At 50.0% G+C, this 22,683-nt stretch carries 16 protein-coding genes; 2 read left to right on the forward strand and 14 right to left on the reverse strand.

What is annotated here, in order from left to right; translation table 11 throughout:
• Window positions 1-336: 336 nt before the first annotated feature.
• Window positions 337-1,704, reverse strand: a complete 1,368-nt coding sequence (locus tag ACKTT9_RS28650) for an LLM class flavin-dependent oxidoreductase (RefSeq protein ID WP_407868618.1) — start codon at window positions 1,702-1,704, stop codon at window positions 337-339.
• A gap of 262 nt (window positions 1,705-1,966) precedes the next feature.
• Between ACKTT9_RS28650 and ACKTT9_RS28655 the strand changes: the two genes are divergently transcribed.
• A complete protein-coding gene (locus ACKTT9_RS28655; protein ID WP_407868619.1) occupies window positions 1,967-3,172 on the forward strand; it encodes an MFS transporter in 1,206 nt (401 codons plus the stop codon).
• Window positions 3,173-3,214: 42 nt separating this feature from the next.
• Here ACKTT9_RS28655 and ACKTT9_RS28660 read toward each other — a convergent pair whose 3' ends face one another.
• From ACKTT9_RS28660 to ACKTT9_RS28670, 3 genes are read right to left on the reverse strand one after another with little or no spacing between them, the layout of a single operon-like run.
• Window positions 3,215-3,985, reverse strand: coding sequence for a DODA-type extradiol aromatic ring-opening family dioxygenase (locus tag ACKTT9_RS28660; protein WP_407868620.1), 771 nt, complete (start codon window positions 3,983-3,985; stop codon window positions 3,215-3,217).
• Window positions 3,982-4,653, reverse strand: coding sequence for an alpha/beta hydrolase (locus ACKTT9_RS28665; RefSeq protein ID WP_407873134.1), 672 nt, complete (start codon window positions 4,651-4,653; stop codon window positions 3,982-3,984). Before ACKTT9_RS28665 ends, ACKTT9_RS28660 begins: the two co-directional genes overlap by 4 nt.
• A gap of 22 nt (window positions 4,654-4,675) precedes the next feature.
• Entirely contained in the window at window positions 4,676-5,080 is a 405-nt protein-coding gene (locus ACKTT9_RS28670) for a DoxX family protein (RefSeq protein ID WP_407868621.1), read from the reverse strand.
• Between the two features lie 150 nt (window positions 5,081-5,230).
• Here ACKTT9_RS28670 and ACKTT9_RS28675 point away from each other — a divergent pair, with 150 nt between their 5' ends.
• Window positions 5,231-5,782 carry a helix-turn-helix domain-containing protein gene (locus tag ACKTT9_RS28675; protein ID WP_127458782.1) on the forward strand — a complete coding sequence of 184 codons (552 nt, stop codon included), beginning with the start codon at window positions 5,231-5,233 and terminating at the stop codon, window positions 5,780-5,782.
• Between the two features lie 47 nt (window positions 5,783-5,829).
• Here the strand turns inward: ACKTT9_RS28675 and ACKTT9_RS28680 are convergent, their stop codons facing one another.
• The 10 genes from ACKTT9_RS28680 to ACKTT9_RS28725 form a co-directional block, all read right to left on the reverse strand.
• Entirely contained in the window at window positions 5,830-6,744 is a 915-nt protein-coding gene (locus ACKTT9_RS28680; protein WP_407868622.1) for an acetamidase/formamidase family protein, read from the reverse strand.
• A gap of 362 nt (window positions 6,745-7,106) precedes the next feature.
• Window positions 7,107-8,183 (reverse strand): ornithine carbamoyltransferase, encoded by a 1,077-nt coding sequence (locus tag ACKTT9_RS28685; protein ID WP_407868623.1) that lies wholly within the window; start codon window positions 8,181-8,183, stop codon window positions 7,107-7,109.
• Window positions 8,177-10,651 (reverse strand): glycosyl hydrolase family 95 catalytic domain-containing protein, encoded by a 2,475-nt coding sequence (locus tag ACKTT9_RS28690; RefSeq protein WP_407868624.1) that lies wholly within the window; start codon window positions 10,649-10,651, stop codon window positions 8,177-8,179. Before ACKTT9_RS28690 ends, ACKTT9_RS28685 begins: the two co-directional genes overlap by 7 nt.
• Window positions 10,632-11,774 (reverse strand): glycoside hydrolase family 105 protein, encoded by a 1,143-nt coding sequence (locus tag ACKTT9_RS28695; RefSeq protein ID WP_407868625.1) that lies wholly within the window; start codon window positions 11,772-11,774, stop codon window positions 10,632-10,634. Before ACKTT9_RS28695 ends, ACKTT9_RS28690 begins: the two co-directional genes overlap by 20 nt.
• Before the next feature lie 27 nt (window positions 11,775-11,801).
• A complete protein-coding gene (locus tag ACKTT9_RS28700; RefSeq protein ID WP_407868626.1) occupies window positions 11,802-12,944 on the reverse strand; it encodes an oligogalacturonate lyase family protein in 1,143 nt (380 codons plus the stop codon).
• A gap of 45 nt (window positions 12,945-12,989) precedes the next feature.
• Window positions 12,990-15,047, reverse strand: a complete 2,058-nt coding sequence (locus ACKTT9_RS28705) for a glycoside hydrolase family 65 (protein WP_407868627.1) — start codon at window positions 15,045-15,047, stop codon at window positions 12,990-12,992.
• Window positions 15,048-15,092: 45 nt separating this feature from the next.
• Window positions 15,093-17,375, reverse strand: coding sequence for a helix-turn-helix domain-containing protein (locus tag ACKTT9_RS28710; protein ID WP_407868628.1), 2,283 nt, complete (start codon window positions 17,373-17,375; stop codon window positions 15,093-15,095).
• A gap of 106 nt (window positions 17,376-17,481) precedes the next feature.
• On the reverse strand, window positions 17,482-19,668 hold the full coding sequence (locus ACKTT9_RS28715) for a glycoside hydrolase family 105 protein (RefSeq protein WP_407868629.1): 2,187 nt from the start codon (window positions 19,666-19,668) through the stop codon (window positions 17,482-17,484).
• Entirely contained in the window at window positions 19,665-21,002 is a 1,338-nt protein-coding gene (locus tag ACKTT9_RS28720; RefSeq protein ID WP_407868630.1) for a Gfo/Idh/MocA family protein, read from the reverse strand. The genes ACKTT9_RS28715 and ACKTT9_RS28720 overlap by 4 nt, the downstream gene beginning before the upstream one ends.
• A gap of 105 nt (window positions 21,003-21,107) precedes the next feature.
• Window positions 21,108-22,652, reverse strand: a complete 1,545-nt coding sequence (locus ACKTT9_RS28725; protein WP_407868631.1) for an extracellular solute-binding protein — start codon at window positions 22,650-22,652, stop codon at window positions 21,108-21,110.
• Window positions 22,653-22,683 lie beyond the last annotated feature (31 nt).

Consider the following 22,683-nt stretch of genomic DNA (forward strand, 5'->3'; position numbering starts at 1 on the left):
ATGTGTATAATCGGATTTAATTTCATAGGAATACTATATCCCAACAGATGGCCGCAGTGTATATCGCATTCTTCTATTCATCTATTCAAAAGTTCTATAGGAGAGAATAAAAAAGTCGTCAGATTCAATTTCTGAAGATCCGCAATTCAGCGAAATTACGGACTGTAGTTCCTTTTACTCCTCCCATTCTAGTGCAGCAACACCTGCTACTCCCCCATGAAGAAGCGGATCCTGTTCCAAGTCATACAGTTCCTCCGGAACGTTAGGTAGGTTACACGAATTTCATGAAAAAGGAGCCCGCTAAATGAGCTCGGCCCCGATTGAAACTTGCATTTATCACGCGCTGTACCAGTTCGTCTCTATCTTCGTCGAAACCGGAGTTACCGCAAACTGACTGCCGGGATACGGAAGCTCGTAGTGATCACGAAGGGTCGTACCCGTGTACTCCGTTCGGAACAATCCTCTGCGCTGCAGCTCGGGAACGACGAGGTCCAAGAAATCCTCCAACCCGCCTGCCATCAGCTGCGGCATAATATTGAAGCCGTCTGCAGCTCCGTTCTTGAACCAATGCTCCATCACATCGGCAATTTGCTGAGGCGTACCTGTTATTGTCCGATGACCGCGTCCTCCGGCCAGACGTTCCAGCACCTGGCGCAGCGTCAGATTCTCGCGATGAGCCATCTCGACGATCAAGCTGGTGCGGCTTTGATGGCCTCTCACTTCTTCAACCGGAAGCTGCGGCATCGGGCCGTCCAATGGATAACCCGTCAGATCAAAGCCGATCCGATTGGATAGCATCAACAAGCTGAGGGCCGGGTTAGAGAGCTCCACGAGCTTCGCTTCCTTCTCTTTGGCTTCCTCCTCGGTGCGCCCGATAATTGGGCATATTCCCGGCAGGATGACGATATGTTCCGGCAACCGATTCAGCTGAACCGCCCGCTGCTTCATATCTTTATAGAACGACTCCGCTTCCTCAAATGTTTGTTGAGCCGTGAAAATCGCCTCCGCATACTCCGCAGCGAAATGTCTGCCATTCTGCGAAGAACCGGCTTGGACGAGCAGCGGCCGCCCCTGTGGTCCACGGGATATGTTCAATGGCCCCTTCACGGAGAAGTGGTCCCCTTTATGGTTAAGCTCATGAACCTTGGAGCTATCGGCAAAAACGCCTGCTTCCTTGTCTCTGACAAGGGCATCGTCTTCCCAGCTATCCCACAACTTCGTAGCTACGTCCAAAAACTCCCTCGCTCGCTCATAACGCGCAGCATGTTCCGGGATTTGCTCATAATTGAAATTTTGCGCTTCCGCATCCGTTCCGGATGTAATGATGTTCCAACCGGCGCGGCCGCGGCTAAGATGGTCGAGAGAGGCAAACCTCCGAGCCAGATTAAACGGCTCGTTGAAGCTCGTGGACACGGTCGCGATCAGACCGATTCGCTGCGTGACCACGGCAAGTGCCGACAGAAGCGTCAGCGGTTCATACCCGCCGATCGCCCCATACTTGGCCGCGTTCGGACTGGTCGCTACCCGGTCCGCAAAAAACAGCGAATCCAGCTTCGCTGCTTCCGCTTTTGCAGCCAGACGCTGGTACAAAGAGAAATCAAGCAGCTGATCGAGGTTCGACTGCGGATGCCGCCAAGCAGCCTCATGGTGTCCCATTGGGGAAACGAACAAGTTCAGATGAAGTTGACGTTGTTTTTTGCTCATAACGATACCACCTTATGTGTGAAATTAGAAAAGGCTCCCGACTAAGGACAACCGCACATGGAACTTGTACGGAGGCCTTATGTTAGGGAGCCTTTGGTTAACCAATTGGCAGATAACGATAATTCTCATAATTTTACAACAGTTATTCCGATTATACAAGTGGGATAAATATGTTTTGGTTTGGGCATATAAATAGGGGAATAGTAAGTTAGTCGTACAGATCTCATACAAGCAATTAAATTAAAAAGGCTAGGTGTAATAGGTGGAAAATAAAAAGTGGGACCTTGTATCAATTGCTTCTATACCACTTATTATGACACTAGGAAATTCAATGCTCATCCCTGTGCTGCCTTCCATTCGCAGCAAATTAGGAATAACGTCTCTCCAGGTGAGCTTATTGATAACGATCTACTCCGCCGTAGCCATCCTGCTTATCCCTGTCGCCGGTTATCTCTCCGATCGCTTTGGCAGGAAGATCATTATTATCCCGAGTCTGATCATTACTGGAATTGGCGGGCTAATTTGTGGCTTAGGCGCTTGGTGGATCGAAAATCCTTACTTGGTTATCATGTTAGGCCGATTCTTGCAAGGCATAGGTGCCGCCGGTGCTTTTCCAATCGTACTGCCGCTTGTCGGCGATATTTTCAAAAAAGAAAGTGATGTAAGCAGCAGTCTGGGCGTCGTGGAGACCGCGAATACCTTTGGCAAAGTGCTTAGCCCCATACTGGGATCGGCTCTCGCCTTAATGGTATGGTTTGCTCCCTTTCTTGCGATTCCTGTTCTTTGTGTGATTTCCGCTATATTAGTGGCATTTCTGGTCAAATCGCCTGCTAAAAAGAAAGACGAAAAGATCACCTTTGCCCAATTTCGAACCCATTTGAAACAAATTTTCATCGATAACGGAAAATGGTTATTGGCCATTTTTGCTATCGGATGTATATGTATGCTCGCTATCTTCGGAACGTTGTTTTATTTGTCTGACACGCTGGAGGATGAATACCATGTGAAAGGGATCATCAAAGGCTGTATTTTAGCCATCCCATCGACTGCCTTGTGCATAGCCTCATTCATTACCGGCAAACGAATTGGTAAAAATAAAATGCTGATGAAATGGATCACATTTGGAGGAATCACCTTAGCCGCCGCTAGTTTTATCATAAGTGGTATGCTGCATGGCATTGCTTGGCTGATAGGTTTAATTAGTGTGGGAGGAATCGGAATCGGTGTAACGTTGCCATGCATGGATGCCATGATCACGGAAGGCATTGATAAGAGTGAGCGCGGAACCATCACTTCGCTTTATAGCTCCATGCGATTTATTGGTGTGGCGATTGGTCCTCCGCTTGCTGCCATCCTGGTGAAAATCTCACCTCACTTTATGTTCTATACAATTACCGGTTTTTGTGTACTTGCAGCTGTTTTGGCTCTATTAACGATAAAACCTGATCCGGATGGGAGCGCGGCTTAACTGAAAAAAGGCAGCCGATTTATCGTCGACTGCCTTCCTGCTTTAACTAAACTGCCAGCAGCTTAAGCTCAAATTGCCATATTGATAGCTGCGATGAAGCAGCTTTGCCTGCCGGTTGGAGTCACCGGTCCCCATCGCAAGCAGCAATGGAATAAAGTGTTCGCTCGTCGGCACGGCTTCCTGGGCGAAAGGCGCAAGTTCGCGATACTGAAACAACGCTTCCGTGTCCCATGCCTCGAGCTTGTTTTGGAGCCAGCTGTCGAACTGCTCTGCCCACTCATCAATACCAGCAAACCGCCAATTCAATTTTCTCAAATTGTGGACGGTGCCGCCGCTGCCGATAATGAGAACATCCTGCTCTCTGAGCGCTGCCAATGCTTTACCAATTTGATATTGCTGTTCGTTAGGCAAATTCCGGTTCACGGATAAAGCGACGACCGGAATGTCCGCATCAGGATACAGCAGCTTCAATACAGCCCAAGCCCCGTGGTCGAGTCCTCGCTGCTCGTTTCGAACATTTTGAATGCCTTGCTGCTCAAACAGCTTTTGAATCTGTTCAACCAGAGAGCGGTCACTTTTGGCCGGATAAGTCATTTGATAAAGTTCATCCTGGAACCCGCCAAAATCATAAATGGTTTCATACGTTTCAGCAGCACTTACACTCTGCACCGTTTCCTCCCAATGAGCGGAAAAAAGGACAATCGCTTTAGGTTTAGGTGTATGCTCCTTAAAGTGCTTTAACAGTTGTGTATATGCGTTATCCTCAAGCACAATCGACGGCGCGCCATGCGCGAAAAAATAGGAAGGCATCATGCTTCTTCACGCTCCTTCGTAGTTATTAAATCAAGATCTTGTTTAAGCCAATTTAGAAAATCAAGCTGGTTTTCTTCCGATACGCCATGGTCCGTAGGATATAAATGAAACGTTAAGCGAGGCGTCTGATCTTGGAAATACGCTGCCGATTCATGGCCAATCCGAACAGGAAAAATGGAGTCGTACTCGCCATGCGAGACAAATACGGATACTTCCTTCACGCTTTTCAAAGCATACTCAGTCTTCACAAAATCAGGAATGTACCCGTTCAGCGCAACGATCCCCTTCAACTGATCACCCATCGTAAGCGCAAGCGACATCGATAGGATCGCGCCTTGGCTAAAGCCCAGCAAATAACGCTTGCTCTGGTCGATCGGATACTTTTCTGTTGCATACTGAATGAATGCTTCAAGGTTTTTTATCGCTTCGTCAAACATCACCCGAATGGGATTTCCTAAACTTTTCAAACTATAGTACTGATAACCGGAGCCAAGAGGCAGATTCCCGCGAATGCCGATAATAATGAAGTCGTCAGCTAGCGGAGCGACCAGGCTAAACATATTTTTCTCGTTGGAGCCCTTGCCATGCAAAGTAAAGATGACCGGATATTTCTTGTCTGGGTCTATATTCGCCGGTAGATGCACATCATATGGGTACGCCGGATTCATCATAATCCTCCTCTGTTGTATGTTACGCGCTATGTTTTCTCATAATAAATCTGTCGACTGAAAGTGGAGACGTGTCTGCGACAACTAAATATAACGAAATCAACAGAAAGCCGAGATCAAGCTCGTAGCCTGGCGACTGTGCATTGCCAAGAAGTCCAACGGAAAGCTTCGCGGTAATAATTGCGCCGATCAGCATCACTACGAACAAGCCCGATACATAACGGGTAAACAATCCTGCAACGAGCATAATCCCGCCCACAAGCTCAAGCCCCGCTACCGCATAGGCCATAAATCCAGGGATACCGATTGAACTGAACCATCCTTCTACATTGCTTAGTCCCATTTGAAACTTGGCAATTCCGTGGGAGATAAAAATAATTCCCATTAACACACGCATAATCATCGAAACAAGATCTGTTTTTGTCATTCTAATTATCCTCTCCTTAAAATATAAGTAATATAAAATTAAAGTTTATATGAGTAATTTAAACTATCATCCCCTAGCATGTCAACAGAAATTTTGCTAATATGTAATTAAGTTTTGTATTACTAATATTTGATGCGAGGTGCTGTCGGGATGGACATCGGCTCAACGATACGGGCTATTCGAAAGCGCAAGAATATTACGATTGCCCAAATTTGTGAAGAAACCGGCTTATCACAAGGCTTCATGAGCCAGCTTGAAACGAACAAAACTTCCCCCTCCATTTCTACACTTGAAAATATCGCACAGGTTCTAAAGGTACCTTTGGCTTATTTGCTCTTGAAGAAAGAGGACCGTATGCATATTGTCCGCAAGGATGAACGAAGAATTACGACAAGTGGTTCTGACCACTTGAAGGTGGAGCATTTGAGCTCTACAAAAAATGTCAGGATGATGTTGGTAGAATTTCCTGTGGGTGCCTCAACGGGAGAGTTGCCTCATGCTCACGAAGGTGAGGAGGTTCATGTCGTTATCAAAGGAAGAGTGCACGCGGAGCAGGGTGAAGATGCGGCAGAATTCGGAGAAGGCGATTCGTTCAGTTGGAACGCCTGCACGCCCCATGTGGTGAGAAACATAGGAGATGACATCGCAATCGTGCTGATCTCTATTTATACAGAGACTGACGGTGGACGAGAGTTTATTTAAAAAAGCCCTCAAACCTAGCTTACGGCCAGGTTTGAGGGCTTTCTTTTTTAGGAGGTCAATGATGTTAGTACCGCCTTCGGCAATTTGCAGACTACACTGTAAGCGGGGTTGAACATGTTCGCAATTTCATATTCAACGGCTTGCCCCATCAACAAGCTGGCTTCCGAAGAGGTTAAGCCGCAATCTTCCTGCAGCAGCCGTAACATCTCGGTCGTTGCATGTTGAAGCGCCTGATCAAGCGGCCGGGCGTTGCCGATACAAAACCAAAACGTGTCGGTTTCGCCCCGCGGCCAGGTGATCGTTTTACCCTTTTGAACGCTGACTGTGAACCGAACATCCATGGATATTTCGAGACCTGTGCCGATGATTTCTCCATCACCTTGCAAAGCATGACCATCACCCAAATAAAACAACGCGCCTTCAGCCGACACTGGAAAATAGACGGTAGTGCCTGCGACCAGACCTTTGTAGTCCATGTTTCCGCCGTATTCGCCACTTGTAGCCGTTGAGATGAACTGCCCTTTGGAAGGCGCTACACCAAAACAACCTAAAAAAGGCCGCAGAGGCAGCTTCAATTGGGCCAGTCCCGGCGTTGGCTCCTTCAGATATGCAACTCCCTGAGCGACATCCACCGTCCAGTGCACGATATCCGATGCCGGCAATGTAGCCGCAACAGCTGGATCAATAACGGCTGGAGCAAGCATATTGGTTGTCCATGCCCACTCTCGGTTCGGTGTTATGGACTCGAATCGAATCGCTAGCGTATCGCCGGGCATCGCCCCTTCGACATAGAAAGGTCCTGTCATCGGATTCCCGCGATCAGCTGCGCTTTCACCATTTTTGTCCCAGCCTCTCGCATCGACTGTTGAGGTAATGACTGTATCCCCATCATGCACCGTCAATACAGGGGGATGATTGCCCATTGTATGATAATACAGCTGAGGGTTGAACGTATGAATCATGGCTACTCCTCCATCTCGATAGGATCAACTATTGATTCGACAGTTGTTATAAATTCCCTACTCGCGTATGGAACGATTTCGTCAGCAAGCTCGCTGTTTTTTGCGCAGGAAAGCCTTAGGGGAACTTTGTTCCCTTATTTAAGACAAAACGCGACATATCAGGGGTGTCTGGGGAACTACAGGGTTCTATTTCTTCTCAAACGTGCTACTTTCCTCCAAATTGGCGAAATAGCGGACCCTAGTTCCCTTTCCCTGTCCAAGTGGCAGATTTGGTTTAAATAGTGCCCCGTAGTTCCCCTCGCTCGCCAACGACACACCCTTGATGAACGACAGCCCCCGCCAGAGGCACCAGAGCACCAAAGTCAGCTCCTCACCAACGTGTTAGCTTCTAACAAATGCCACAACAAGCTTTTCTGAACATGCATTCTGTTCTCAGCCTGCTGATAAATAATAGAGTGCTCCGACTCAATCAAATTCTCTTCGATTTCATAGCCGGGATGAATGGGCATATCGTGCAGGATGTAAGGAGAATATCCGCTTAAATTTTGCTTATTAATTTGAAATGGCATCATGGTGCGAATCCTTCTATTTTTCTCCTCCTGATAGTCGGCATCATAAAAATGCTCCATATCAACCCAAGTGTCGGTATAAATAAAATCCGTTCTGCTAATAGCCTCAGACATACTGCTCAAAGTTTCAACGCACCCACTTGCATATGCCGTACGCATCAATTCCTCATCCCATGAAGCCTCATTCACGATCGGAGTTACTAAGAAAAGTTTAATACCTAATGTCACACAACCTGCTACCAAGGAATTGGCAACATTATTATGGATTCCTACATAGGTTAACGTTACGCCATCAAAGCTGCCTTTCACTTCGTAAATTGTCATCAAATCAGCTAATGCCTGACACGGGTGGTATTTATCACAGCATCCATTAATGACAGGGACACTCGAATATTTAGCTAACTCCAGTAAATCAGCATGCTTCTTTAAGCGTGCCATGATAACGTCACAGTTTCTTGAGGCATAACGAACTTCATACTGAATCGGGGACAGGCTAAAATTACTCGTATCCCAATCCATGGTTACAGCGTAACCGCCCATTTGGTTTATGCCAGACTGGAAGGACAAATTGGTTCGGGTCGACGTTTTCTGAAAAAGCATGAATAGCCCTTTTCTTTCGCATGAGTGGTAAAAATCCGTTGGATTGCGTTTGATCTCAATCCCTTTTTGAATGATGGCTAACAAAGCATCCTTATCGAGTTCTTTTAAAGACAATAAATGAGGAGTCACGTGATCACCGCCCTGTATATTAATACATAATAATGAATATAAATTCATTCTATTGTAGGAATAAACCGGTGTCAACGGTTGAATCATTACAAGCAATCCTAATCCCCCACCGTCGTCGGTGATTGCAAATTGAATCAACATCCCGCAGTCTCAAAAATCACTGGCTGATCTCCTCGCTTCATTTTAACCGAATAATAATGTTCTCCTAGCGGAGACCTCTGAATATGCTCGCCGGTAACTGTGCAGGTGCGCACCCAATCCGGCAGCTTGAGGACGGTATCCGTCTCCCGGTCAGCAGTTAGCTCCGCTCGGAACATCCCGGTTTCAGTGTCCCACTGGAGCGCGACTTTGCCCGTATGAAATCTCCAACGGGATAATTTCCCTCGCTTCAATCTTCCGGGCAGCGCAGGCAGCAGCTTGATAATTCCCGGCGATACCTGGAGCAGCATCTCTTGAATGGCATTCACCCAACCCAGATTGGCATCGAGCTGCACGGGCGCCGTCGGCATGTTCATCGACAGCCCCATCCCCCGCCAATCATTATGCAGCGTGAACAAGTTGGGCAGTAGGCTGGCTCTCGACATCATATCCAGGCAGTCCAGCGAGCCGTCACCATCGCCAAACCGAGCATAAATCGCAGCCATGTGTGCAAATGACCAACCGGTTTGCGCCCCAATTTCACGTTTTCTCACGGCCGTCTCAAAAGCTTGAAACAGGGCGGAATCCGTCTCCCTGGTCACTTCGTTCCCTGGAAACACAGGGTACAGATGTGACAAGTGCCTGTGAGCATACCGGTCCTCGAAGTCTGTATGCACCCACTCGCTCACCGCTCCGTCACCGTTCACCCGATAAGCAGGCAGACGATCCAACATCTCCTGCCATTCCTCAACTTCCTTCCGGTCATCCCCAACCGCTTGAACCGCCTCTATCAAATGCCGCAACAATTCCTTCAAAATGGCGATATCCATCGTCGCATTTATCGCTGTAGGCATCGGATGCGCCAGCGGCATGCCGTCCTTCGGCATGTAATTAAGCGGTGTATTTTCCGGTGATACAGAAGGGTAAATCTTATATTGGCCACTTTCGTCAAGGACAAGGAAATCTTTATAAAATTGCAGGGCTTCTCTCATGAACGGCAGCGCTCGCTTTTCCAGGAAGCCGGCTTCTTGCGTAAACTTAGCGTACTCAACATAATGTTGTGCCAACCATCCAGCCGCTCCCGTCCAGTTTAAAATAACCGGTACGATCTGACTGGGTACACCGACGCCTGCTGTCGTGCCTGCCGGTATGTAGATTCCACGGCAGCCGTACAGCTTGCTTGCATTATCGCGGAAATCCTCCATCAGCGACTCGTAATACCGGAATAGCGAGGGAACCAGCTCGCTTAATCCACCGACATGCGCATGCCAATACATCATCTGAATGTTCTCGTTAGCCATGTTATGGCTCCAGACCAGACGATAGTCTCCTCCCCATAATCCATACAAACCGAAGGGCTCAGCCTCCTCCGCCATTGAGGTGCCGCTAAGGAATAAATACCTGCCGTAAGCCCACATTTTCCGAATAAGAGTCTCAGAAGCTTCTCCTTCATAGGCATCGAGCAGCAACCGCTCGTTCGAGCGCGAATCCGGCTCTTCATCACCCAGAATAAGCTGCGCCGAGCGATAAAGCGGCCGATGCAGCGCGACATGCCGTTCCAGCAAGTGTTCGTAAACAGCGCCAGCGCCCATTTCCTCATCACGAAGCAGATCGGCAAGCTCCAACTTTAAACGAGGCCAGTCTTCCGCTCGCTTTCCATGTGTAAAAACTTTAACCAGCACGAGCACTCGACTTGCTCCCGTGAAACGGATTGCGCCCTCTGCTCCAGTGGCTTGTCCGGCATTCGTTTGTCCGCCTTCCTGCACAACTCTCAGCACAGCGCCAAAATCGGTTCCATCATCGTTAGCTGCCGAGTACCACGCATAAGCTTCATCCGCGCCTGTTTCCACGGAGCTCTCCAGCTCCTTGTACTCGGGCGTGTCCGCCCAGCGGTCGCTCGGATGAAGCTGCAAACCGATTTCGCCGGTTATGCCGCTCCCCCCTACTCCGTCAATCGCATATACGATGCAATCATCCGCACGGGAAACGAACAGCGTCCGCTTATACCGGCAATCCCCGTCCTTCCAAGCCACCGTTATTTCGCCGCTATCCATATCAAGCGTGCGGCTGTACCCGCGAAAAGCCCGCTTGCTGGGCATCGTCAGACGGATGGCGGCCAGCGGAAATCGGGAGGCCAACTTCGTCCCGTACCCCTGCTCCTTCAACGCATTCGCCAGCTGCCAACTCGCTTCTTGATAGCGCCCCTCATCCATCAACTTCCGCGTCCGCTCCAGCGTGAAGCTGACATCGGGAAGCTCATCTCGTTGTCCCCAGTGCCACAACTTCGCATGGTTCAGCAGCACCGTTTCCTCCTGAACACCACCGAATACGGACGCGCCAAGCACACCGTTGCCGGCAGGCAGCGCCTCGCGCCACATATTCCGCCACCAGGAGGCCGGGTAGCTCATCGTCAGCTTATCTTCGTTAGTATTTTCCAGTTGATCCGACATCTTATTCCGCACACGACTCACGCAGCTGCTCCATCTCAAGTGTGGCAAGCAGCAGCGGAGCAACCCCCATCAACACATCGCTTACGATCGTTTCGCTTAAATAATACGCGTAAGAGCCGTCCCGGTATTTACGGCCGCCAAGGCCCGCACCATGACAAATTTGATGCAGGTGCACACCCTGTTCATCTTCCGTCACGAAACGCTTCAAGATACCTTCATAAGCTCGCTCTACGACACTCCGGTCGATTTCCGCCAAATATTGCAGCCTGATTCCCTTCGCAATTGCATAAGTCAGCATACAGGAGCCCGACGACTCCAGATAATTCCCCTGCTGGCCATTACAATCCATGACCTGGTACCAAACGCCGCTTTCTTGATCCTGCGCACGTACAACGCTATTGACCATCCTTTCAAAAATACCCATGAGCTGCCCGCGTTTCGGGTGCCCAATTGGAAAATACTCAAGCGCGTCCACCAGCGCCATGGCGTACCAGCCCATGGCCCGTCCCCATACATGTCTCGATTGGCCTGTTCCGCTAGCGCACCATCGCTGCTCTTGGGTTTCGTCCCAAGCATGATGCAGCAGACCCGTCTGCGGATTGCGCGTATGTCGCTCGACCAGCAGCAACTGATGAGCGGCCTCATCGAACCAGCTGTTGTCTTGGAAGGTGTGGGCATATTCAGCCATAAAGGGCGAAGACATATATAAGCCGTCCAACCACATTTGGAAGGGATAGATTTTTTTATGCCAAAATCCACCTTCACTCGTACGGGGTTGACCAACAAGCTGCGTAATCAGCAAACGCGCTGCCGCCTCATATTTCGCTTCGCCTGTTTCCCTCCATAAACGGAAAAGGTTTTTTCCTTTATTAATATGATCAAGGTTGTAATCGTTAAGCTTGTAACCACGTATCGAGCCATCGTCTTGAATAAATACGTCCATATGCCGCTTGACGAAATCATGATATTTGGCCTCGCCCGTCCAATCCCCCAGCTTATCGATGGCTGCTAGCGCCATTCCTGCGACATATCCCCATTGGTTGGCCATTTTCGGGTGGTAACCGTCTTGACTATGCGACAAAATCGCTTCGCCGACCTTAACGGACATTCGTTCGATTTTCGTATCCAGCATGGAAGCCTTCATGGCTTATGCCCCCTCTCGCTTCATTTGTTATGGCGTGAATAACGGCAATACGGTAAAGTCCTCCGGAACATGGACTAAATACAAATTACCGTACCCGTTCTTGTCGCTCGTAAATAACACACGCTTGCCTTGCGCATCAAAACGCGGATGGGCATGTACTTTCTGCGAATGAAAGCTGCAGCGCAGCTCGCACAGCATACGAGGTCCGTCGTAAACCCCGTCCTGTTTTCGCCAAATGCTCAGCGTCTTCACCGCACTTTTGCCGTCAACGATGGCTTGCCCCAAACCGTCTGCATAACCATGCCACGTATCAAAATGAAACTCCGTTTCTTCCAGCTCTGTATTGTCATACCGGATGCTGCCGAAGAAATTCGTTCCGTTCGTACGGAACCCGTGGTAGCCAATCGTTACGCCGTCAGGATAAAAAAATTCGTGGCCGACCTTCTCCTCCGGCTCAAGACGCTCACGAATTTTCCACGCTTCGCCAGTGCGCAAATCCAGTCCCCAGATGCGGTGATCAACCAAATGCCATGGTCCCTCATGACAAAAAGTCATCAGCCAAGGCTCTTTGGGAGACGCATTGATATGCGTAATAAAACGATGTGCTTCATAAATGGTTTCTGCGCCGCCATTCACTGCGTCAATGCGTATGATCATGCTGTGGGGAGCCGCTTCCATAAGTTCTCGATGACCCACATAACCGTTGCCTAGGTCCAGTCGAATCCGGTGCGACAAGTCTTCTTGAACACAAGTACAGACATGCTGTCCGTCGGCGCTGGCGCTTACATTACCGAGGTGATATCCCTGTGGCGCTTCATAAACCACTTTTTCATCGAAATCTCCGAGTAAATCCAGGCGAATAATCCGCGTTCCGAGCTTAATGTATACAGCACTCCCATCCGGCAGCAAACAAGCATCGATATGATCATTTCCCGGGTAATTAGTCAGCTGCGTAATCTCTCCGCTCTCCACATGCATGCTGTACAAATTCGTGCTATTGCCACGATCCGAGACGAAAATAAGACGCTGTTCCTCGTCATACCAACCGTTTTCCGTAAAATATAAATGATGGCTGTGTGACTTATAATCCGTCAGCTGTATCACTTCAAGGCCAGTGAATCGATCCGTTGCCGATTTGCGTTCCGAGGGCCATATTGTTCCTTTTCCCATACGCTCTCCTCCTGATTATTCATTTCGTTCAACGTGCAAGGTGACTTACAACCAAGGCTTTAATCCATCCCATTTCACGTTCCAGCTGCCATCCTGTGGAAAACCCGGGTTATTCAAATTCGAGCCACCTTCCCAGCCGGCAGCCATCATCGCAACAGCCGTCAATAAACCTCCGTTACCTGGCAAATACGCAGACAAACCCGGCCGTTGATAGTTGTGACCATTGGTTAAATATGTATTTTTGGCAGCGTCCATCAGCAGGAAGTCGACTGCAAGATCCGGTTCACCCAGACGTGCCGCCGTCATGGCACACATCGGGAAGTCCCAGCCCCAGGCGGAGCCCCATTTCCATACTTCTTTCACCTTTAACAGGGTGTTAAGCATGACTTTGCGGTCAATCATCGTGCCAGGTAAAACGCCAAGCGCACCGAGCATGGATGGATGATCGTGATTCTTAGCTGTAAAGGTATCCGGACACAGCTCATGGGCCAGATATACCCCTTCAGCCTGTGGAGGAGTGGCCATCATTCCGGCAACCTGCACCCACTTCGCATGAGGCGTTTCCTGCAAAAGCTCCGCCCAGCGAATCGCAATCTCTAGGCCATATTTCCAGTACTCGAGCTCGTACGGAGGATTTTTACTGCCTGCAAGCGAGTGACACTCCTGCGCCGGGATTAATGGCGGGCCTAGATCAAAGACTTGCTTAGCTTCGTCCCAATGCACATAAGAAACCATGAAATCCGCCGATTCATAGACAATATCGCGGAAACGCTCCAGCAGCTCCCTCGTCGGCTGAGCTTTATAACATAGCTCCGCCAGCGTCATCGGGTGTGGCTGCTGCCAGATCAACCCTGGCGCGACAGGCGAAGGGCACGGTTTTCCTTCAAAGTCGACCATCTTGGGCCAGCGGGCGCCTTCATATCCTTGCGAATGAGCGAGCTCGCGAGCAACGGGTAAGATACGGCTGTACCAATCCATGCTTTTCAGCAAAATATTTTCCCTCCCCCACAATGGAAAATGCGCTCCGTGCCACCAGTGCATCTCCAAATGGGATTTGCCGAACCAGCTGTTGTACATAAGTCCCGTCTCTTGCGGCGGTAAAGAGCCACCACTGTGCATAGCGCACAGGAACTGTGACAGAACAACGCGTCGTTCAAGCTCGTAGGCTCTGGGATCGGAGCTGCCAGAGAAATCGATTGCCGCCCCGCCGAGCCAAAATGTCTCCCAGTGGAGCTTACTTGCTGCCATCGTCTCTTCAAATGACAGCGCAATTTGTGCCGATTCCGGAGCAAAAGTTGCAGAAAATTCAATCAATTCAACTTGCTCTGATGGAGGGAGCAATGTGAACTCATGTGCTCCTGTCCGCGTAAGGCTGCCGGCACTCCAAGCCCAACGCACCTCGTATTTATCTTCATCCATCGTACGTTCCAACAAGGCTTCGTTGCCGCTGCCTTCGCGCAGTTCTGTCCTGTGCCTATCGTCGTTCTCCCAGTCAGGAAATACCGCCTTCGCCCAACCTGTATTCGTCATATCGGGCGCCGGGAAACGCATGAACACCTGCAGTCGGCCTTGTGCAATTAAACCGGATTCCACTCGCACAGCAATCGCATCATTGGAAGGATGACAAGCCGTGGTCACATGAACCGAGACGCCTTGAATGGCATACGAGCTAGTCAATACGCCCGACCAGAGATCGAGCTGCTGGCTGATCGGCGTCACATCGGCCGCTTCTGCCACTTCACCCGATTCCAGCAGGAAGCGAAAAGAAACTCGGCCTAATTGCAGGCGATGCGGGTTCATCCTCAGCCAGTGATAAGCCTCCGCTGTACTCCCGGGTTTCATCGGGTAACCGACCAGTCTGCCGTGCGTTTCGAACATTTGGTATTCAACATCTTGATCCGTAAATCGATTTCGACCGCCCGTATAGTGCCAACCCCAATTGGACTGTGTGCCTAGCGGTACCTCATATTGATCCGGGAATGACTGTAGTCCAGTGATGTCCGCACTAAAGGCGAATTCACCGTTCCCTACGGAAAATGGGGACAAAGGGTCCCATTTGTTCAACTCGGGATTATGCCGTTGTACGATCTGTCGTCTGTCCATAGTTCCTCCTAGGTTCGCTTATCCAATACGACTGACGCCGCTTATCTATTCCAGCATCGCGTCCGTACGGGTTCTCATCATATCCCGGTATTTGCCCGGGGTTATATTCTTGAATTTGCGGAAACTTCGAATGAAGCTGTTCTCATGCTGGTAACCAACCATGACCGCAATGTCCGAAATCTTGTTTTCGGTCTTCAGCAGCAGGTCCGCCGCTCGTTCCAAACGCAGGCGCGTCAAATAGTTATAGATCGTTTCTCCCGTTTCTTGCTTGAAAATCTGACTTGCCAAGCTGCTGCTAATTCCCACATCGTCAGCAATCTCCGGGATGCCGATGGTCTCGCTCAAATGCTGCTTCATATAATCAATCATGCGGTGGCATGTAATAAAATCCTTGCTTTGAATAAGTTTGTGGAAGCGCTGAACCAACGGCTGAACCCGCTTACAGAGATCCTCTTGGATATCCCCTAGATGAAAGGTATCGTATCTCTCGACCGCGCTGCCCTCCGCACATTCGTCATCAGCTTGCCATAACTGCTCTATGCGTTCGAGCACGGCCCGTAAAAACGTTAAAGCCGCTGATGGATACCCGTATTGGCTACGCACATCGGAGATTAGACGTTCAACCGCTTCCAGCGATCCGGTCTCGTCCCCCGATTCAATCAATTGCGAAAGTTCTTCCAGCTTTCCTTCATCCACGACCGTCTCCCTAACTTCGTGCCCCGATACTTCATGAAACGGAATAACTTGCCCATATCCTTGATAAAGCCGATAATTCAGCGCATTCTCCGCTTCCAGCATCGCCTGACGCAGCCGGGCAACTTCCGTTTGAGGGGTGCTTACCCCCACCGAAACGCTGAACTTGAGCAATCTGGAAACAACCTCAATCGCTTCCTCCAGCTTGCGCTCAAGCACGATCCCCGCTTCAAGCGGTTGCAGCAATATCGCCATCTTGTCTTTGCCAAAATCGGCGCAAACAACCCGCCACCTTTGCTCGAACAGCTCGGCGACAATGTTCGCCATGGCGAATTTCAGCAACGATTGATCGTCGCCCGTATACTTCCGCGACCAATCCTCATATCGGTCGATTGAAATGACCGCTACCGTAACAGGCTCTGATGACCATTCGCCAAAATAACGATGCCACTTTTCCTCGATATCCCGCTTGCCGGTCAAATTCCCCGTGTACATATCGTAAAGCAGCTTGGAAGACGCCTCCGACATTGTCTCTCTGACGAGCTGAGACAGATGGGCATGGTTGCTAAGCAGTTCACCGGCCAATTTCTCCAAATCGATGCCTTCGGGATTCATGGACTTGCGGTCGTAGTTACTGAACAGCTGCATCAGCCTGCGAGCCGGTCGGAAAGCAGCGGCATTAATATAGAAAATCGTCGCGCAACCAAGCGCCAGTGCAGCCACGGAAACGGTCAACACGACATTGCGTACTTTCTTGGACTTGGCCAGCAAACTGTCCTGAACGACAATGGACACGTATTTCCAGCCCGTTACTGGCGAAACAAGCTGATTAACCAGCAGTTTGCGGTTCTGATGAGTAATGTCACTGCTGCCATCTTCCCGCAGTTGAGCAAGCGCCTGCCGAATGGACTCCTGATCGAAATCATAGTTGGAGACCGCGTACAGGATCTCATCATGCTCGTCGATGATGTAGCGCATCCGATTTAAATTATTGAGCACGGGAGGATTCAGCTTAGCAAACAATTCCTCATCCTTGAGATTGACAGTGACAATCCCCTTAAACTGGCCTTGAATCATAATTTTACGAAACAGCGTAACTTCGGAGCCCTTTCTACCCGCGCCTTCCGGCACCTGACGTTTTTTGATGACCGTCATCCCGTCGCCGAACTCGTCCACCACGTTAATCCAATCCGAATCGTCGAAGTTCAGCTTGTTCGAGCTGTAGCCCTGCGGAATCGCAATGAAGCTCCCTTTTGTCATGTCATACACATAGATGCTCTTGATATATTTCGAATTGCCTATTAGGGTTGACAGCAATTGATAAATGTCCGATATGTTGCCGTACGAATTCTGCACCTCACTGGTCAGAAACTTATAAATATTGGCGTTCAAAGCAACCTGAATGGCAGCCTTATCACTCTCTTTGATAGCGTCATCAATGACGTTCATATTCAATTGAAGCATTTGGCGCTGCGGCTCGCTGAGTTCTTCCTGCAGGACAGACTTTGACGTATAGTAGGATGTCAGGCTGACGGCCAGAATAATGAGAAACACCGATATGGTTAAAATGAGTACGAGTCGGGTCTGCGTATGGGCTAAATTGTATTTCAGCCATTTCTTCAAGGATTGCGTCACGTTAGGGTTCCCACCTTATTAGGAGATCTTACTATTATAACGCGATCTGTTCCCTCGCGACACGATCCTTTCCAATGATTCCCTCTCATCCTCACTCTGGAACACCTCAGCTTTTCATACCTAAGCTGTTCATCATGGCGTTCGCTTCGATGCCGGCCAAAAGCACAATGCCAATCCCGTGTGTGTCATTCAAGTTCCAGCCAAGCTCATGCTTATAATAAGCGTTCGAGTAGGACCAGCTGGAGCCTTTGCATACGCCGTACAAGTTCCCGTGCTTATCGATGACGCGAGCGCATAAACCATTCCAACCGGACATCACCGCCCGAGTGAATGCTTGTGGCTCCAGCAACCAACCGTGCCGCACGCCGAGTGCGAAGCCGTACATGAACATGGAGGTACACGATGCTTCCTCATATGACTCAGGATCAGTCAGCACCTGATGCCACAGGCCGTTTTTGCCCTGCAGACGGAGATACCCTTCCGCCAACTCCCGGTAAAAGCGGAGGATCTCCTTGTAGCTGGAATGCCCTTTCGGCAGCGCTTGCAATAACACGGAGAGCGAGAAAAAGACCCAGCCATTCCCCCGTCCCCAAGTCGTCAATGACGGCTTGCCGCTGCTTACGTCATACACATGAGACATGATTTGCTGCTCAGGCATATATAAATACTTTTTATACAAAAGCAGTTGACGGGAAGCTTCCTCTACATATCGCAAATCCCCGGATAGCTCGCTATAACGGCATAGGAACGGCACACTCATGTACATATCATCGCACCACATCGTATTATGCATACTCGGGGATACGCCGATACGGCGGTAAAGCGTTCCGTCTTCCAGACGGTCCTGTACATTCATGATGTAATGGGCGATGTCATCTGAAACCGCACGTGCTCCCTTCAGCTGCCGTAACCTGTTCGCTAGAATAGCAAGTGCTCCAAAGGACCCACAATCATCCAGGCTGTCAATATGCGATAACTGATTATTTAATCCTGCCGCTCCAAACTTCTTCCGATCCCAGAGGGAATACGTATAGGTTGACGTCGCAAATTCCACGTGGCGAGTTACGTAATCCGTCATGTCGCTGCGTGCTAGCAAACGGCTTGTCTCAAGCAACCCGAACAAGGTTACGCCAAGCGGATAGTTCCAACGGCCGAAGAGCTCATTCTCCAGAAAGGGTCTAACGAAAGCTTCAGGCTCATTCGTCGTCCAGAACACCTCACCTGAAGAGCCGGCCGCAACCGTATCCATCTTCATATAATCATTAGCGCGCAGCTCGGTATCAGCAGCGAACGGCCCCATATACAGCCATTTGCCTGCATAGCCATGGACTTTGACCGGCGAGTGCAGCACGGCATTCGTCAAATCCTCAAACAGCTGAAACCCCCAACTCTCCCCACTGCACGTGCTGTATGCCACGAGGCTTCCGCTTCGCCGGCACGATTCTAAATTAAAACTGAACGAGCCTTCTCCAGCAGCTTCATAAACCTTATGTCCATTCCAAATGAAGGTGACAGGTCCATAGGCGACCCCCGATACCGTTACAGGACCGGTCATCGCCGGGTCGACTCGGACGGACGTCCAAGAGATCGCCTTTAAACCCGGGGACAAACCGTAGAGTTGTTCCAACCTGCCTTGCCAGCCACTGATGTCTCTGCGCTTCGGCAGCCAAGACGCCGCACTTGCTACCTGTTCCCTCATCGTCGCAGCTGGCATTTGTGCAAGCGGACTATCCATCGGAGACGTATAGATCCAGCCCTCTTCCCCCTCACGCTCTAGTGAAGGTGCAAGAAAGGTATAAGGCTTATTCTTGCGATTGCCAGAGCCAAATTCCGCTCCGCATCGTCCATCTGCACGTTGGCCAAGCTCCAAAACAAAATGGTTCCAGCCCCGCACCATCCCAATCTTCAGTTTCAGCGGAGGTGCCCCTTCCGCTTCCTCCTCAGGGGCAGAGCCAAAACGCTGCTCCCCATTGTGATACAATCGGACAGGTCCGAGACAGCGAAGAAGAAAGATAAACTCTTGCGGCTCTTCGATCCACAGTTTCGCCCAGGCATACACACGTTGTCCCGCATGCATCTCCGGAAAAATACGTTCAATCGGAAACGAATACGTGTGATTTTCCAACTTGCGGATATCACTAGCGCGTGTCACTCTGTACACCGGACCGTGTGGCGGATGCTCGCCAATGTAACGCTGAGCCATTACGGTCAGAACATGGGGAATGTTGGTACCATCCGTTTGGGCGGCCATGCTTTCCTCTGGATCTATATAGCGGGTTAACGATGTCGTCATTGTCCTGCCACTCCTTTCCCGCTTAAACTGAGAGCCTTCTCAGAGAATCCACCGCTAAGCACTTCCTCGATGGTAACCGGACGGTGTTCCTTCACCGAGCGCCATACCGCTTCCCCAGTCGCCACGGAGAACGCGCCATCCACAGCTCCGGATAAAATTCGATAAGGCCGCCGGCGATCTTCGCCCATAAATAAATCCTCAAGCAATAGCGGGTCTCCCCCTCCATGCCCGCCTTCTCGGTGCACGACATGGATCGTTTCCTTAGAGCCAAACAGCGGGAAATAATCGATGGTCTGCACCGGTGTCGGAAATGGAGTGCGGCTCGGCATATGATACTCCACCGACTCAAGCCTCCCCTTCGTGCCGTTAATGGCCAATCGATACCCCTCGTACGGCAAAGAGAAGTTAACCGAATAACTAAGGAGTGCGCCACCGTTATATTTGACCGTTGCTGCATAGGTATCCTCAATATCAATTTGGGAATCGAAGATACATTGATCAGGCCGATAATCTGAGTAAGGAAACTTGCTTTTCACTGCACCAAGCGATCCGAGATGATCGTCCTGCACTTGAATATTTTTGCTCCGTGTGTTCCAACGTGAGTAGTAGTCGCATTCTGCCGTTAGCTCACAGGTCGTGCAGAAACGGCCATCCTCCTTCTTGGGGTTCGCTTCCCCTTCAGCTCCGTAATAATTCAAGGCGCCATATGCGAACACCTCGACAGGCTGCTGCCCAATCCACCAATTCACCAGATCGAAATGATGCGTGCATTTATGGATAGACAACCCTCCGGACAGCTCTCTAACTCGATTCCAACGTTTAAAATAACTTGAACCATGATAGGTATCGAGATACCAATTCAAGTCAATCGAGGTAATCCTGCCAAGCTTGCCTTCCAGTAGCATTTCCTTAATTTTCGTATGAATGGGCGCATATCGGTAATTAAAAGTAACGGTGACCGTCCCTTTACTTGCTGACTCCGCCTCCATTACACGCCTTGCATCCTCTCCTGTTGTCACCATCGGCTTCTCCGTGATCACGTCTAAATCATGCTCAAGGGCCGCTATAATATATTTCGCATGTGTGTCGTCACGCCCAGCGACAATGATAACGTCCGGGCGCGTCTCTTCCACCATCCGGTCAAATTCATGCTCGCCGTAAGTACGGACTTCCTGCTGCTCTGGAAATCTCGTTCGAAACAGCTCAAAGCGAGCTTGGTCGCGATCCAGTAAGCCGACGAGTTCGCTTCTAGCGGAGAATGTCGACGTAATGGGCTTGGCGAACATGCCGAGCGCTCGACCGCTTACCCCGCAGATTGCATATCGCTTTTTCATGAGCTACATCCCCTTCTATGGCTGCTGTCATTTATCTTCTCAGCGCGTTCGGGCCCGCAAGAGACTAAGACGTCTCTGCGGGCGGACCTTACGCCGGATACGTTATTACTTCTTCACTTTTGCGTACCACTCTTGGGCGCGCTGCGTGACCTTGTCGCCTCCCGATTTGTTCCAACGGTCCACAAACTCATCGAATTTCGCCATCGGCCATTCACCGATCACGATTTTGGTCAAATATTCTTGAAAAAGCTTATGCGATTGAATATCCGGGAAACCTTCGTATACCGTGTTCGGCAGTCCGTCTCCTGCGATTCGGCGGGCATCCGCTGTATTGACGGTGAAAATATCCTGCACCATCTTCTGCATGTTCTCTGGAATGGTTTCCTTGATCCGGATATCCATATCTTCTTTGGTCGTCAGGTTACGCATGCCGAGAGCAAGAGGGCGGCTGTCCTCCGGTGGCAACAGGACCTTTTTGCCATTCACGACTTGATGCTGAAGTCCTTCAATCCCAAACCGGATGAACTCATCGTTGCTTGTATCATAGAAGAAGTCGAGCAGCTTCAGAGATGCTTCGGCTTTGTTTTTTGCTGCTGCAGGAATGATCCATTCCGGCTCACCCATCGTTTTCATCGTAACAAATCCTTGGAAACCATCTACTTTAGGCACGGGCATGCCAACGATATAAGCATCAGGAGCTCCCTTCAGCATCGCTGTAAAGCGATCGCGCACACTTGCCGGGAGGTGGTACCAGCTGCCAACCAGATTATTGTTGATTTTGGCCTGCCATACGTCGCCTTTGTTAAGGAATGTCTCGTTATCGAGCAGCTTCTCTGCATACAACTCGCGGATATATCCGATGGCCGCCTTCATGTTAGGGGTAACGCCCGCATACTGAATTTTACCGTCATACAGATCCCACTCCGGACTTCCTTCCCACATGGCGACGCCGTACATGCCAAACAGGTGATCCATCCATTTGCCGAATTCCCGGCCCGAGGTTGGCAGCTCATCTTTTATTCCGTTGCCGTTTGGATCTTTGTCACGGAAAGCCTTCAGTACTTCCTTATAATCAGCTGCTGTCTTCGGCATAGGCAATCCGACCTTATCCAGCCAATCCTTCCGGATCATCGGTGCCCGCTCAGGGACGAGAAACACCTTCGGCACATAATAAATATGGCCATCGGACGAGGCCGAACGAACGACATCCCACGCCTCCTTGGGAATGTTTTTCCATACATTAGGTGCGTACTTTGGAAGAAGATCTTCCAATGGCAGCGCTCCGCCTTGTTTGATCAACGTCTGCTCAATGCCGCCAATCGGGCGTAGGATGTCCGGCAAATCGTTCGAAGCAATCATCAGATTGAGAAACTCTGTTGGTTCTGAGCCTGGAGGCGTGGTCGTCAGTTGGTATTCAACGCCTGTTTTCTCCGCTACATATTTGACGTGCGCGTTATTCGCATCCGGAATGGTGCCTACACCCATATGGCTTTTGAACACCTTTACCTGTACAAGCTTGTCGTTCTGGGCGCCGCCTTCTGCGACTGGGGTTTTGTCACCGGTTTGCGCACAACCCGCAAGGACTGTAACAGCAAGTAGCGAAACCGCCGCCGTAATCGCTCCCTTTTTCCCGAATAAACGTTTCTTCATGCATGTATCCTCCCTTTTTATAGCACATCAT

Origin of the sequence: Paenibacillus sp. P36, assembly GCF_045866505.1 — a bacterium.
Classification (GTDB): domain Bacteria; phylum Bacillota; class Bacilli; order Paenibacillales; family NBRC-103111; genus Paenibacillus_E; species Paenibacillus_E chondroitinus.